We start from the raw sequence: 15647 nt of genomic DNA on the forward strand, positions 1-15647 counted from the left end.
GCTTAACAAGAGGTGACACACCTCTTTAGTTAGTATTGCAGGGTAAGTGTACCGTAATTTTCAGCCCTCCGGCATCGGAGTGGTCCGCAACAATGCTGCCATCATGCGCTTCAACGATGTTTTGACAGATAGCCAGCCCAAGCCCGGAGCCGCCGCTGGCACGATTTCGCGAACTTTCCGCCCGGAAGAATCGCTCGAAAATTTGCTGCCGCTGCTCGTCGGTGATCCCCGGGCTGGTATCCTCGAAATGCAGGATCTGCTGGTCCGGTTGTGACACCAGCGTGACGGTCAGACCGCCGCCGGCATCGGTATAGCGCAGGCTGTTTTCCATCAGATTGGTAAATAACTGCATCAGGCGATCGGGATCGCCAAACAGCGGAGCCTGCTCCGGCAGACGGAGATCGAGCGAAAGATTACGGCTCTGATAGCGGCCGTTAAAGTTGCTCGCCACCAGCTCCACCAGCGGCACCAGGTCCGTTTTGCATTTGCGATAGGCGAGGGCACCTTCATCAGACAGAGAGAGCTGATGCACATCGTCCACCAGCTTGGTCAGCGTGCTGACTTCTCCCTGCAACGAAACAATCGACTCCGGCGTCAGTTTGCGTACGCCGTCCTGAATCGCTTCGAGTTCTCCGCGCAGGATCGCCAGCGGCGTGCGCAGCTCATGAGAAATATCGGCCATAAAGGCGCGGCGCATACTCTCGTTTTTCTCCAGCGTACTGGCCAGCCGGTTAAAGTCCTGCCCCAGCCGGCCCAGTTCATCGCGGCTGTTGGCCTGCACCCGGCTGGTAAAGTCGCCGGCGGCCAGCTGGTGCGTGCCTTCCACCAGCCGTTTAACCGGCGCAAGCAAGCCCCGCGACATCAGCCAGGTGACCAGTGCGGCCAGCAGCATCGCCAGCCCCGAGATGATCCAGCTGGTGCGCTTCTGCTGCTGATCGAAGTTGATATCCGCGCTGCGGGTCAGGCGTTCAGGCGGCGAACCGATCACCCAACCGACAATGTGCCCGTCGCTGGTGGTGATATTGCGGCGCGACCCCTCGGGCGGCACCGGGCCGCGCGGGCCAATCATCACGTGATATTGCTGATCGATAATCCAAAACTGCGTTCGCCAGCCGTGCGGCGGAAGCTGAGAGTTGGAGTCCGGATTTTGCTCCAGCGAATGCAGGATCTGGAACACCAGCTTGTTATTGTGACGCAGGAAATCCCAGTTGCCGTGCTGCTCATACTGATCGGACAATGCATCGCTCAGCATCACCAGCCGCTGCTCGTTGCCTTTCTTGATGTAATCAATAAAGCCATGCTCAAAGCTCAGCCGCACGCCCCAATGCATGGTGACCAGCACCAGCAGGCAGGTGGAAAAAATCGCCGCGAACAGCTTGGCGGTGATGCCGATACGCAATTTTGCAAACATTAAGACTTCCTCTTGCGGCTCAACACCACGTTTTTACTGACATCCAGCGGCACGCGCCAGAACACCAGCGCGGGCAAAACGATCACCACCGCCATGCACAGATAGGTATAAATAAAGGCCTGATGCACCGCCGCGCTGTCAGTCACCGCCTGATGACCAAAGGTACCCAGCATCAGCCCGGCCACCGTCACGCCGATACTCATCGACAGCTGCATGATCATCGACAGCAGGCTGTTGCCGCTGCTGGCGAGATCGTCCGGCAGCTCTTTCAGCGTCAGGGTATTCATCGAGGAGAAGCGAATGGCATTGACCATGCCCTGCAGGAACAGCACTACCGGCAGCAGGTAATCCCAGCCCATCAACGCCACCGCCGGGAATAACAGCACCACCAGCGCCAGGCCAATGGTGGCGCCCACCAGCACGTTACGGTAGCCAAAGCGGTTAACGATCTGCACCACGATGCGCTTCATCCCCATATTGCCGAGGACCATCGGGATCATCATCAGCCCGGCATGGAACGGGGTATAGCCCATCCCCACCTGCAGGAAGATCGGCGTCATAAACGGCAGCATTCCGCTGCCGATACGGCCGGTAAAACTGCCTAACAGCCCAATGGAAAAGATGCGGTTATCAAACAGCTTCAGGCTGAACAGCGCGCGCTCGTCGCCTCTGGCGTGCATCAGATAGAACAGCAATGAGAACACGCCGATCAGGATAAACAGACAGAGCAGCAGCGGCGAAACGCCTAAGCCCCGTTGGCCGTCGAGGGCCAGCGTTAAGGTTGCCATCCCTGCGGCCAGCAGAATAAACCCGAGAAAGTCGAATTTTCGCGGCGGCAGGCGCATATTTTTCATCAGCATCAGGGTGGCAACGGCCCCAATGATGCCCACCGGAATATTGATCAGGAAAATCCAGTGCCAGCTTGCGTACTGCACCAGCACGCCTCCCAACGCCGGACCGAGCAGCGGGCCGACCTGGCCCGGCAGGGTGACAAAGGTCATCGCCGCCATATATTGCTCGCGTGGGACCAGCTTCATCACCGTTAACCTGCCGACCGGCACCATCATCGCGCCGCCAATACCCTGTACCACACGCGCCATAATCAGTTGATCCAGCGAGGTGGCCATTGAGCAAAACAGCGAGCCGACGCTGAACAGAATGATGGCGCTGAAGAACACGTTCCTTACCCCGAACCGGTCGGCCAGCCAGCCGCTGACCGGCAGCATCACCGCCACCGTCAGCACATAGGAGACGATCACCGAATGCATATTCAACGGGTTCTCGTTCAGGCTTACCGCCATCGAGGGCAGGGCAGTGTTGACGATGGTGGTATCCAGCGCCTGCATAAAAAAGCCGAAGGCAACGATCCACAGTTGCCAGCGCACGGTGGAAGGAAGCGTATTCATGACTGGACGAGTTCCTGACGTGGCCGGCGACGCAGTTTATCCATATACAGATAAACCACCGGCGTGGTGTATAGCGTTAACAGCTGGCTCATCACCAGCCCGCCAACAATGGTAATCCCCAGCGGCTGGCGCAGTTCTGCTCCATCACCGGACGTCAGCACCAGCGGCAGAGCACCTAACAGCGCCGCCAGCGTGGTCATCATGATTGGCCTGAAGCGCAGCAGGCTCGCCTGGAAAATCGCCTCGCGGGCGGTCAGGTTACCGTTACGCTGCGCCTCCAGCGCAAAATCGACCATCATGATGGCGTTCTTTTTGACGATACCGATCAGCAGCAGAATGCCGATCAGCGCAATCAAACTGAACGGCGCGCTAAACAGTTCCAGCGCCAGCAACGCGCCAACGCCAGCAGAGGGCAACGTTGAGAGAATGGTCAGCGGATGCACGTAGCTTTCATACAGGATGCCTAACACGATATACACCGTGGCGATAGCGGCGATAATCAGCCACACCTGGCTGTTCTGGCTTTGCTCGAAGGCTTGGGCCGTTCCGGCAAAGCTGCCCCGCACCGAGGTCGGTACGCCCAGCGTGGTCATGCTGCGGTCAATGGCATCGGATGCCTGAGAAAGCGACACCCCTTCGGGCAGATTAAAGGAGATGGTTGAGGCAGCCGAAAGCCCCTGATGGTTAACCGACAACGGCGCGTTGGCCGGAAGCCATTTGGCAAAGTAAGAGAGCGGAATCGCTTTGCCATCGTTGTTAATCACGTACATCAAATCCAGCGAGCTGATGTCCTGGGTATAGCGCGGATCCACTTCCATCACCACCTTGTACTGATTGAGCGGCTGATAAATGGTGGAAATCTGCCGCTGACCAAAGGCATTGTTCAGCAGGTTATTGGCATCCGTGACGTCGATGCCCAGTCGGGTCATGGTTTCACGATCGTAGGTCAACGCCATTTCCGAGCCTTTATCCTGCTGATCGGAGTTCACATCCGCCAGCTCCGGCAGCGCCGCAAAAGCCTCGCGAATCTTCGGCTCCCAGATCCGCAGGTCGTCGAGATTGTCTGACAGCAGCGTGTACTGATACCCGGCGTTCGATTCCCGTCCGCCTACCCGCAAATCCTGCACCGCCATCAGATACAGACTCGCGCCGGGTTCTTTAGCCAGCTTGATGCGCAGCCGGGCAATCACTTCCTGCGCATTTTCACTGCGCTCGCTTAACGGCTTAAGGGAGATAAACATCGATCCGCTGTTGGTGCGCGAGCCGCCGGTAAAGCCGACCACGCTTTCCACTGCCGGATCGTCGCGGACAATCTTCATAAAGCCTTCCAGCTTGCCGCGCATCGCCTGGAACGAAATGCTCTGATCGGCCTGAATAAAGCCCATCACCCGGCCGGTATCCTGCTCGGGCATAAAGGTTTTCGGGATGGAAATATACAGATAAACCGTCAGGCCGATGGTGGCGAGAAACACCAGCAGCGTCCAGCGGGAGTGATTAAGCACCCAGTTTAGCGAGCGGCCGTAGCCTTGCTGAATGGCGTTGAGCACGCGGCCAAAGCCCCGCACCCGGCCTTGCTCGCGTTGCGGATGCGCGCGCAGCAGTCTGGCGCACATCATTGGCGTCAGGGTAAGTGAAATCACCAGCGATATCGCTATCGATACCGACAGCGTGACGGCAAATTCCTTAAAGAAGCGGCCAATCAGCCCGCCAAGCATCAGCAACGGCAGGAAAACGGCAATCAGCGACAGGCTCATCGACAGCACGGTAAAACCCACTTCCCGCACGCCCTGTAACGAGGCCTGCAGCGGCTTCATACCCGCTTCCACATGGCGGGAAATGTTCTCCAGCACCACGATGGCATCATCCACCACAAATCCGGTGGCGACGGTCAGCGCCATCAACGACAGGTTATTCAGGCTGAAGCCGCACAGGTACATGGCGGCAAAGGTGCCAATCAGCGACACCGGCACGGCCACCGCCGGGATCAGCGTGGCGCGACCCGAACGTAAAAAGGCAAACACCACCAGGATCACCAGCCCGACCGAAATAGCCAGCGACTGCTCTACCTCTGCCAGCGAGGCGCGGATCGTCGGCGAGCGATCCTGGGCAATTTCCAGATGGATTGAGGCCGGAATAATATTGCTGAGTTCGGGCACTTCGGCGCGGATACGGTCGACGGTATCAATGATGTTGGCTTCAGGCAGCTTGCGGATCAGCAACAGGATTGCCGGTTTGGCGTTCGACATCCCGGCGTTGCGCACGTCCTGAACCGAGTCGGTGACGTTAGCCACATCCTGCAAACGCACCGCCGCGCCGGCGTTGTAATGCACCACCAGCGGCTGGTAATCCGCCGCCTTTTGCAGCTCGTCGTTGGTTTTCAGCTGCCAGCGCTGTTGATGATCTTCAATCGCGCCCTGTGGTCTGCGCTGGTTGGCATTGGCGATGGTTTCGCGAATCGCATCCAGCGAGACGCCCTGATTAAACAGCGCCTGCGGATTAAGATCGACACGCACGGCAGGCAGCGAGCTACCGCCTACGGTCACGTCGCCTACGCCGTCGATTTGCGACAGCTTTTGCGCCAGCTGCGTGGAGGCATAGTCATACAGCTGACCCTGGGAATAGGTGTCCGAGGTCAGCGCCATAATCATAATCGGGGCGTCGGACGGGTTGGCCTTGCGGTAGGTGGGGCGGCTGGGCATCCCGGTCGGCAGCAGGCTTTGCGCGCCGTTAATTGCGCCCTGAACATCCCGCGCCGCGCCGTTGATATCGCGATCGTAATCGAATACCAGGATGATGCGGGTGCTGCCTAATGAGCTGGTTGAGGTCATTTCACTGACGCCCGCGATACGACCCAGCGAACGTTCGAGCGGGGTGGCGACCGACGATGCCATGGTTTCCGGTGAGGCACCCGGCAACGACGCGCTGATCACAATCACCGGGAAATCAACCTGCGGCAGCGGGGCGACAGGCAGCAGCCTGAACCCCAATACGCCCGCCAGCAAAATGGCGATGGTCAGTAGAATCGTCGCCACCGGACGATGGATAAACAGCGCAAAAAACCTCACTGCGCTTCCTCCTGCCTGAAGCGACGACGGGTAGCGTGGGCCAGTCGGTCAAACAGCAGATAAATCACCGGCGTGGTAAACAGCGTCAGTACCTGGCTGACCACCAGCCCGCCCACCATCGCCACGCCCAGCGGACGGCGCAGCTCCGCCCCGACGCCGGTACTCAGCATCAGTGGCAGTGCGCCCAGCAAGGCGGCCAGCGTGGTCATCAGGATCGGGCGGAAACGCAGCAGGCAGGCCTGATAAATCGCGTCATACGGCGCCATACCCTGTTCCCGCTCGGCGGCCAGCGCAAAGTCGATCATCATGATGGCGTTTTTCTTCACGATACCTATCAGCAGAATAATGCCGATAATGGCGATCACATCCAGCTCGTGACCGCTCAGCATCAGTGCCAGCAGCGCGCCCACGCCCGCGGTTGGCAGGGTGGACAGAATGGTAATCGGGTGGATAAAGCTCTCATACAGCACGCCAAGGACGATATACATCGCCACGATTGCCGCCACGATCAGCCAGATGGTGCTGGACAGCGCCGCCTGGAAAGCCAGCGTGCTGCCCTGGAACTCGGTCATGATCTCCGACGGCATTGCCAGATCCTGCTCGGTTTTGCTAATGGCATTGACTGCCTGTTCCAGCGAGTAACCGTCGCGCACGTTGAACGAGAAGGTGGTGGAAGGGAACTGATCGAGATGGTTAATGGTCAACGCCCCATGACGCTGTTCGACGGTGGCGATAGCGCTTAACGGCACCACGCCGCCCGAGGTGCTGTTCAGGCGGATGCCCTCCAGCGCGGCAAGGCCTGGCGTGGCGGAGGTGTCATGCTCCAGCACCACGCGATACTGATTGGCCTGGGTGTAAATGGTGGAGATCAGACGCTGACCAAAGGCGTTATACAGCGCGTTATCCACGTCGGCCATGGTGATACCCAGACGGCTGGCGTTATCGCGATCCACTTTGATATAGGCTTCCAGCCCCTGATCCTGCCAGTCGCTGCTGACATCTTTAAGCTCCGGCAAGGTCGACAGCGCAGTAATCAGTTTCGGCACCCACAGGCTGAGGGATTCGAGCGAACCGGCCTGCAAGGTAAACTGATATTGCGTGCGGCTGACCGTGGTATCAATGGTGAGGTCCTGCACCGGTTGCAGGTAGAGATTCACCCCGGGCAATTTGGCTATTTCCGTCTGAAGTCGGTCGATCACCACCGGGATGCGGTCATCACGCTGATCCAGCGGTTTCAGGTTGATCTGCAGTCGCCCGCTGTTCAGCGCCGGGTTGGTGCCGTCGACGCCGACGAAGGAGGTCAGGCTTTGCACCGCCGGATCCTTCATGATGACTGAGGCAACCTGCTGCTGACGCTGCGCCATATTGGCGTAGGAAACCGACTGTGGAGCCTGCAGCGTGCCCTGGATGATGCCGTTATCCTGCACCGGGAAGAAGCCTTTCGGAATGGTGATCCACAGCAGCACGGTGATCGCCAGCGTGCCCAGCGCCACGCCTAGCGTTATCCACGGATGATTCAGCACCCGGCGCAGAAAATGCCCATAACCGGCAATAATGCGGTCAAACATCGCTTCACTGGCGCGCGAGAACCGGTTCTGTTTGCGTAATGACTCCACGCTCAGCATGCGCGCGCACATCATTGGGGTCAGGGTCAGCGACACTACGGCGGAAATCAGGATCGAGATTGCCAACGTCACGGCGAATTCCCGGAACAGCCGGCCGACGATATCGCCCATAAACAGCAGCGGGATTAACACCGCAATCAGCGAGAAGGTCAGAGAAATGATGGTAAAGCCAATTTCACCCGCGCCTTTTAACGCTGCGGCCATCGGCTTTTCGCCTTTCTCGATATAGCGGGAAATGTTCTCGATCACCACGATCGCATCATCTACCACAAAACCGGTGGCGATGGTCAGCGCCATCAGCGTCAGGTTGTTGATCGAGAAGCCGAGGAAATAGATTACTGCGAAGGTGCCGACCAGCGACAGCGGAACGGCAACGGCCGGAATGATTGTCGCCGGCACGTTACGCAGGAACAGATAGATAATCATCACCACCAGCGCAATCGCCAGCATCAGCTCAAACTGCACGTCATGCACGGAAGCGCGAATATTGGTGGTGCGATCGGTCAGGACTTTGACCTCAACAGATTTCGGCAGCGAGGCGGTCAGCGACGGCAACATCTGGCGAATACTGTCGGCGGTGGTAATGATGTTGGCGCCAGGCTGACGCTGAATATTCAGCACAATGGCCGGCTGACGATTGGCCCATGCGCCGAGCCAGCTGTTCTCCGCACCCTGCTCAACCGTCGCCACATCGCGCAGCCGCACCGCTGAGCCGTTCTGATAGTCGACGATCAGCTGACGGTAATCCTCGGCGGATTTCATCTGATCGTTGGCCGACAGCGTGATTGAACGCTCGGGGCCGTCAAGGCTGCCTTTGGCGGAGTTAACGTTGGCATTAGCGATCGCCGTGCGCACCGTTTCACTGTCCATATTCAGGGCTGCCAGCGCCTGCGCGTTGAGTTTGACTCGCACCGCAGGGCGTTGACCGCCGGCCAGCGTCACCAGACCGACACCCGAGACCTGAGAGATTTTCTGCGCGACCCGCGTTTCCACCATATCCTCAACCTGGGTCATCGGCATGCTGGTAGTGGTGACGGCCAAAGTCATGATCGGCGGATCGGCCGGGTTAACCTTGCTGTAAACCGGCGGATTGGGCAGATCGGACGGCAGCAAATTGGTGGCGGCGTTAATAGCGGCCTGCACTTCCTGCTCGGCCACATCCAGCGGTAGCGTCAGCTGGAACTGCAACGTGACCACTGACGCGCCGCCGGAACTCTGCGAAGACATCTGCTTCAGCCCGGACATCTGGCCAAACTGGCGTTCAAGCGGGGCGGTTATCGACGAGGTGACCACATCCGGGCTGGCACCCGGATACAGCGTGACGACCTGAATGGTGGGATAGTCGACTTCCGGCAGGGCTGAAACGGGCAGGGCACGGTAGCCCAAAATACCCGCCAGCAGGATCGCCACCATCATTAGCGTAGTGGCAACCGGTCGGAGGATAAACTGGCGGGACGGGCCGCCGGTGGAACTCGGAGGCATAACCTGCATCAGGAGCTGGCTCCTTTAGACGGTAGAGCGCTTTTTCCCGAGGTCAACGGCGTGGCCTGCGGTGCCACCACCTCCACTTTGGTGCCCTCGGTCAGGCGGTCAATGCCGTCGGTGACGACACGCTCGCCCGCATCCAATCCGGCGGTGACCACCACTTTCTGGCTATCCTGTAAGCCGGTAGTGATCAGTTTTTTACTGACTTTATCCTCTGCGTTGACCACCCAGACAAAGTTTCCTTCATTGCCCATTTGCAGCGCGGCAGCCGGGATCACAATCGCATCCTGCAGGGTGTTGACCTTCAGGCGCGCGTTCACGAACTGATTGGGGAACAACATATCGTCGTTGTTACCAAAGCGCGCCTTCAGCTTTACCGTGCCGGTAGTGGCATCAATCTGGTTATCCATGCTCAGTAACGTGCCGCGGGTCAACAGTTTTTTATTGCTGCGGTCCCAGGCTTCTACCGGGATTGGCTGGCCGCCTTTTTGCGCCGTCAGGATGGTGCTGATGTCATTTTCCGGCAGGCTGAACACCAGATCGATCGGATGCGTTTGGGTAATGACCACGATGCCAGTGGTATCGCCGCTGGTGATGTAGTTGCCGACGTCGACCTGCTTGAGTCCGACGCGGCCAGAGATAGGGGAGGTGACGCGGCTGTAAGTCAGATTTAACTGGGCGCTGGCGACGCTACCTTCATCGGCTTTAATCGTGCCGAGGGTTTCGCTGACCAGCGAGCGCTGGGTATCCATCTCCTGCTGCGAGACCAGGTTGGTTTTTGCCAGCTTCTCGTAGCGCGCCAGGTCGCGGCGGGCATTGGCCAGCGTGGCCTGATCTTTCGCCAGCTGTCCCTGCGCCTGAGTCAGCGCAACCTGATAAGGACGCGGATCGATTTCGGCAATCAGCTGACCGGCTTTAACTTCCTGACCTTCGGTAAAATGCAGCGCCATCAGGTCGCCATCGACCCGACTCCGCAGCGTGACGGTATTGGCGGCGGTGACGGTGCCCAATCCGGAAAGATACTGCGGCACGCTCTGGCGCACCGCTTCGGCTGCCTGCACCGGGGATAATGCGGCAGTGCCACCATGACGGCCCCCGCCTTTACCTCCACCGCCCTTATGCTGCTGTGCGTCAGCGATTTTTTCCGGGGCAGCGCTACTGTGGCTGCTGTGCCACCAGTACCAACCGCCAGCGGCAACCGCTGCGATAATCAGGATCGGCAAGATTTTGAGGGAACGGCGTTGTGCAGTCATCTTGATGTCAGCTCTCCGGTGCAAAAAATGTGTCCACGAGGGCCAAAAACGGGGCCCAGAATTTTTCTATTTTAGCGGGTTTATCAACCGCAAAAGTGAAGGAATTAAGGATAACCGTTCAGCTGGTGTAAGTATTCCTGTCGCGCACATCTTTTGCCACAAATCGTCGAAGCGACGCCGGGGATGTTTGCTAGGCTCTAAGTCACGTGAGAAACAATTCATATTCAGGAGAGTCATGATGAGTCAATCAGAGCACCGTTCACTGGGCCGCACCGGCATTCAGGTTCCTACCTTAACCTTTGGTGGCAACGTATTTGGCTGGACTGTCGATCAAAAAACCTCTTTCTCCCTGCTGGATGCGCTGGTGGAAAAAGGGCTGTATTTCATTGATACCGCTGATGTGTATTCCCGTTGGGCGCCGGGTAATGAAGGCGGCGAATCTGAAACCATTATTGGTAACTGGCTGAAGCAGAGCGGCAAACGCGACAAAATTGTGCTGGCGACCAAAGTTGGGATTGAGATGGGACCGGGGAAAACCGGGCTGGCACCGAAATACATTCGCCAGGCGATTGAAGACTCGTTGCGTCGCTTGCAAACCGACAGCATCGACCTGTATCAGGCACACCGCGATGACAGCGATACGCCGCTGCAGGAAACGCTGGCGACCTTTGATGCCTTAATTAAAGAAGGCAAAGTGCGGGCGATTGGTGCCTCCAACTATTCGGCAGAACGCCTGAGCGAAGCGCTGAAGGTCAGTGAGGATAATGGCTTCGCGCGCTATGAAACCTTGCAGCCTGAATACAATCTTTATGACCGTGAAGGCTATGAAAGTGGTCTTGAGCAGGTTGCCAAAGATAATGGCCTGGCGGTGATCAACTATTATTCGCTGGCCAGTGGTTTCCTCAGCGGGAAATACCGTAAGCCGGAAGATGCCAGTAAAAGTCAGCGTGGGGCAGGTGTGGTCGAGAAGTATCTGAACGAGCGCGGCTTACGCATTATCAAAGCGCTGGATCAGGTGGCGGAATCCACCGGTTCAACCCCGACGCAGGTGGCTCTTGCCTGGCAGATTGCCCGCCCGAGTATCACCGCGCCTATCGTCAGCGTTACCTCACTGACCCAACTTGATGAGTTAACGAAAGCCGCCGCCCTCAAACTGAGCGACGACGACATCCGTGAACTGTCTGAAGCCAGCAGCTACTGAGCTTAGCGGAACATCACCTGCGCCCAACGGGCCAGACCGGCGGTGACGGAACCAAAATCATCGCCGCTTGCCAGCGGGATATCCGGCAGTTGCTGTTGCAGTGCCTGACGCAGCACCGGTGATCGGGCGCTACCGCCGGTCAGATAGATCACATCAGGACGGGTGCCGCTGGCATCCAGCGCCATTTTCACCTGTTCCTGAATCCGCTCCAGCGGCTGCGCAATCGCCGCTTCCAGCCCCTGAACACTTATTGCCGTCTCCAGCGACTGCTCAATAAAGGCCAGTTGCGTGGTGACGTTGGCTTGCTCAGACAGCGCAATTTTGCTCTCCTCAGCCGCACGCACCAGGCGATAGCCCAGACGTTGCTGCCAGACTTTCAGCAGACGCTTCACTTTCTCTGGCTCACGCGCATCGCGGATCAAATCCAGCAGCAGCTTTTTGCTGGCAGTGGCGTAGAAATCGCTTTGGGCAGGAACATCATTGATCGCCACGGCGTTCCACCACGGCAGAGCAGGAAGGGCAGTGCCTTTTTCCGTCGCGCCGCCTAATCCCAGCAGGGGCATCAGCTCTTTAAAGGCCAGCATGATATCCAGATCGTTGCCGCCTACGCGGCAACCGCTGTGCCCTAACAGGCTGGCACTGCGATCGGATTTGTCATGCCATTCCGGGCCCATCAGCAGCATCGAGCAGTCAGTGGTCCCGCCGCCGATATCGACCACCAGCACCCGCGTTTCCTGTTTCAGCGTCGCTTCAAACTCCAGGCCTGCGGCAACCGGCTCAAACTGGAATTCAACGTCTTTAAAACCGGCACGGCTGGCGGCACGCGCCAGAATACCCTGCGCCTGACGGTTGGCGTCATCCCCGCCCAGACCCTGGAAGTTGATCGGACGACCAATCACCGCCTGGGTGATGCTCTGATTCAGATTCTGTTCCGCCTTCTGACGGATGTGCAGCATCATGGCGCACACCAGATCCTCGAAGAACGCCACCTGCTGCGGCTTTAGCCCGTTGGCACCGAGGAACGACTTGGGCGATTTAACGAACCAGACATCTTCCGGATCGGCCATATATTGCGCCAGCGATGCCAGTCCAAACTGGACGCTGTTGGGGGTGACCTCAATATCTTCTTCGCGGTTAAACGCCAGCGCACGGCGTAAAATGGCCTGGTTATCGGCTTCAGGCGTCGGCACCTGATGATGGCGGAATAACCACTCACTGACCGCATCGCGGGTCGGAGCACAAAGCATGGAGGGCAATAAGGTAGAACCTTGCTCCAGCGGCAGCAGTGCAGGCACGCCGTCTTTCATAATGGCGACCGAGCAATTTGCTGTCCCGTAATCAAAGCCAATAAACATTTATCCCCCTCAGCTGGAAAAAAGGGGGCGACTTTAGCCCAGGCCCGCATGGAGAGCAAGAACCCATGCGCAATTTATCGCAAAGTGGCGGCACTAGGCCTGATCTTCATGGTGATTGAGCTGCCAGGGATTAAGAGTGCGCAGGCGTTCCGGGTCGTACACCGCCAGCTGGCCACGCCCGTTATGCTTGGCGCTGTAACAGGCCAGATCGGCCTGAGCCAACACGTCGCTGACCGTATGGTTTTCCTTGTTGAGCAAGGTGATCCCGGCACTGGCACCGACGCGGTGCAGACGGCCTTCCCAGAGGAAGTGGTAGTCGTTTACCGCGTTCACGATACGTGCAATCACTTCCTGCGCCTTATCCTGCGGGCAATCCAGCAACAGAATGCCAAATTCATCACCGCCCAGTCGGGCGAGGAAATCATTGCTGCGCAGATGGCGCTGCATCACGCCAGAAATTTCACGCAGCAATGCATCGCCGGCGGCGTGACCGGAGGTATCATTGACTGCTTTGAAGCGGTCCAGGTCGACAAATACCAGCGCATGATCTTTTTGCAGCGCGGTTGGGGAGAGCAATAAGCTGTCGAGCTTCTGCTCAAAGCTGACCCGGTTAGGCAAGTTGGTCAGCATATCGTGAGAGGCGCTGTAGGTCAGACGACGCATCATTTCGCGCGAGGTGCTGACATCCCGTATCACCATCACGCTGCCGATATTGTCACCTTCCAGCGTTTTCAACGGCATGATGCTGTAGTGGATATCGTATTGACGGCCCGCGCTGTTATGCAGCACCAGCTCCTGATCTAAATCCGGCGTTGATTTGGTTTGCGGCAGTTCACACAGCAGCAGACTTTCCAGCTGTGGGCCTTTGTGGCCCTGGGTGATGCGCAGAATATCGTTCAGTGGCTTGCCTGCTGCATGTTCCTGCGCCCAGCCGGTCATGCTTTCGGCGACCGGATTCATAAAGATCACCCGCATCTCCTCATCGGTACTGATCACCGCTTCACCGATCGCATCCAGCGTAATGTGCATGCGCTCTTTTTCCTGGTAGAGCGCATCGGTCAGCTGGCGGATAGCGGTGATATCCTGGTTAATTCCCAGCATACGTTCCACATCGCCTTTCTCATCCAGCACCATATTGGCCTGGCTGCGGATGTAACGAATGCCCTTATCGGTTTCGATACGGAATTCAATATCAATCGGTGAGGAGGTTTTCACCGCCGTATCGAAGGCATCAATCGCCGGCTGCCGATCGGCGGGCATCAGGCTGTTAGCCCAGGTGAGATAGGTTGCCTGGCCATTTTCCGGCAGGTCATAGATGCGGAACATGCGTTTATCCCAGCTCATTTTACCGGTCACCAGGCTCCATTCCCACACGCCAATGCCGCCCGCTTCATTCGCCAGCGTGATACGCTGCATCAGGCGGCGGTTGACCTCTTCGGTGGTTTTCAGATCGGTGATGTCTTCAATCTGCGAGATAAAATAGAGCGGCAGCTGCTCGTTGTCGCGTACCAACGATACGGTGAGCCGGGCCCAGACAATCTGATGATCCTTACGCAGATAGCGCTTTTCCATACTGTAGGTTTCAATGTCGCCCAGCAGCAGCGCATGGAGCTGAATCAGGTCTGCGTCCAGATCTTCCGGATGGGTGATCTGCTGGAAATCCATCTTCTTCAGCTCTTTTTCCTGGTAATCCAGCAGCTTGCAAAGAGACTTGTTGACCTTCAGCCATTTACCTTCCGGCGAGACCAGCGCCATACCAATGGCTGAGAACTCCATCGCATGGCGAAAACGGGTCTCACTCTCCGAGATATGCTTTTTCTCTTCACGGAATGAGTGCATCACCAGCGCCATCATATGGCTTGGGATCAACGCCATTAAGAACGGCAGCCAAACTGAACTGGCCAACGGCCAGCGGGTGTTGAGCTGGATGTCCAGCACACCTAACGCCAACATCACCGTCATCATCGACAGCGTGGCAAGGAACACCACAAACGCCTCGAAGCGCGGCAGGCGCACGGCGCTGTAGAACAGCACCACAATCACAAAGGTGAACGGCCACGGCAGATAGCGCAACGAGCAATAACAGAGCACCAGCGTGACCAGCAGGGTCAGCAGCGTTTCGAACAGCACATTCTGATGACGGGCGCGTTGGAAATAATCGTTGTTCCACAGCAGGCAAACCGGGCCCAGTGCCAGCATGCCAATCATTTCCGACACCACCCAGGTGGAGAAGAAGCGGAAGCTGCTGTGCCCGGAGCTGCTGAGCACCCAGGCCGCCAACAGGCCGCCCACCAGCGGGGTAAACATGCCCACCGTCACCATCATTTTGCTCCAGCTCATCAGGGAGCCAAGCGGCGACTGGCGATCGAGCATCACCCGCAGTAACGATCCGCCAATTATCGCCTGGGTCAGGTTGATCAGCGGATACTTCACGTTGGCGATCCCAGGGCCAATCACCAGCGTATTGGCGAGGGCAACGCCGATAAAACAGCTCAGTAAGGCCAGCGGCAAGGAGGTAAGAGGCAGGCGAAAGATCACCATGGTCATCAGGGCCGTGGAAAACCACAGCGGGGAAATCTGGCCACTGACTTTAATCAGCTCTAAGCAGAACAGCGTTAACGCAAAACTCAAGCCGCCAAGCATCAAGGTCTGAGGCCAGGGGAGGGTGATGCGCTTTACAGAAAAAAGGGTGTCAGTCGTCATTCAACAATCCAGCATGGCGCCGGAGGTTTAGATCAACCGAAGGCGCAATCTACGTTACATCAGCGATGCTAACATAACCGTTTATGAATGCTTGCGGTAATTCAAAAGATAGCGGTATTCGGGCGATTGACCTGCGTTTTTTC

General features: G+C 57.7%; 8 protein-coding genes. 1 reads left to right on the forward strand and 7 read right to left on the reverse strand.

Annotation, left to right across the window (positions count from 1 at the left end):
* Nucleotides 1-25: 25 nt before the first annotated feature.
* From baeS to AC1UKS_RS07565, 5 genes are read right to left on the reverse strand one after another with little or no spacing between them, the layout of a single operon-like run.
* A complete protein-coding gene (baeS, locus tag AC1UKS_RS07545) occupies nucleotides 26-1411 on the reverse strand; it encodes an envelope stress sensor histidine kinase BaeS (protein WP_053144148.1) in 1386 nt (461 codons plus the stop codon).
* Nucleotides 1411-2817, reverse strand: a complete 1407-nt coding sequence (gene mdtD, locus AC1UKS_RS07550) for a multidrug transporter subunit MdtD (RefSeq protein ID WP_482436268.1) — start codon at nucleotides 2815-2817, stop codon at nucleotides 1411-1413. Before mdtD ends, baeS begins: the two co-directional genes overlap by 1 nt.
* Nucleotides 2814-5882 (reverse strand): multidrug efflux RND transporter permease subunit MdtC, encoded by a 3069-nt coding sequence (mdtC, locus tag AC1UKS_RS07555; protein WP_206403955.1) that lies wholly within the window; start codon nucleotides 5880-5882, stop codon nucleotides 2814-2816. The genes mdtD and mdtC overlap by 4 nt, the downstream gene beginning before the upstream one ends.
* The gene (locus AC1UKS_RS07560) at nucleotides 5879-8998 is read right to left on the reverse strand and encodes an MdtB/MuxB family multidrug efflux RND transporter permease subunit (protein ID WP_482436269.1); all 3120 of its coding nucleotides are present in this window, start codon (nucleotides 8996-8998) and stop codon (nucleotides 5879-5881) included. Before AC1UKS_RS07560 ends, mdtC begins: the two co-directional genes overlap by 4 nt.
* A complete protein-coding gene (locus AC1UKS_RS07565; protein ID WP_482436270.1) occupies nucleotides 8998-10245 on the reverse strand; it encodes an MdtA/MuxA family multidrug efflux RND transporter periplasmic adaptor subunit in 1248 nt (415 codons plus the stop codon). The genes AC1UKS_RS07560 and AC1UKS_RS07565 overlap by 1 nt, the downstream gene beginning before the upstream one ends.
* Before the next feature lie 238 nt (nucleotides 10246-10483).
* Between AC1UKS_RS07565 and AC1UKS_RS07570 the strand changes: the two genes are divergently transcribed.
* Nucleotides 10484-11446 carry an aldo/keto reductase gene (locus tag AC1UKS_RS07570; protein WP_346566791.1) on the forward strand — a complete coding sequence of 321 codons (963 nt, stop codon included), beginning with the start codon at nucleotides 10484-10486 and terminating at the stop codon, nucleotides 11444-11446.
* Nucleotides 11447-11448: 2 nt separating this feature from the next.
* On the opposite strand, the gene yegD is transcribed toward AC1UKS_RS07570, so the two are convergent.
* Together yegD and AC1UKS_RS07580 are read right to left on the reverse strand one after the other, a co-directional pair.
* Nucleotides 11449-12801 (reverse strand): molecular chaperone, encoded by a 1353-nt coding sequence (yegD, locus tag AC1UKS_RS07575; RefSeq protein WP_482436271.1) that lies wholly within the window; start codon nucleotides 12799-12801, stop codon nucleotides 11449-11451.
* Nucleotides 12802-12894: 93 nt separating this feature from the next.
* Nucleotides 12895-15504, reverse strand: a complete 2610-nt coding sequence (locus AC1UKS_RS07580; RefSeq protein WP_482436272.1) for a diguanylate cyclase — start codon at nucleotides 15502-15504, stop codon at nucleotides 12895-12897.
* Between the last annotated feature and the right edge of the window lie 143 nt (nucleotides 15505-15647).

It is taken from the genome of Erwinia sp. AK-PDG3-5, assembly GCF_056821705.1.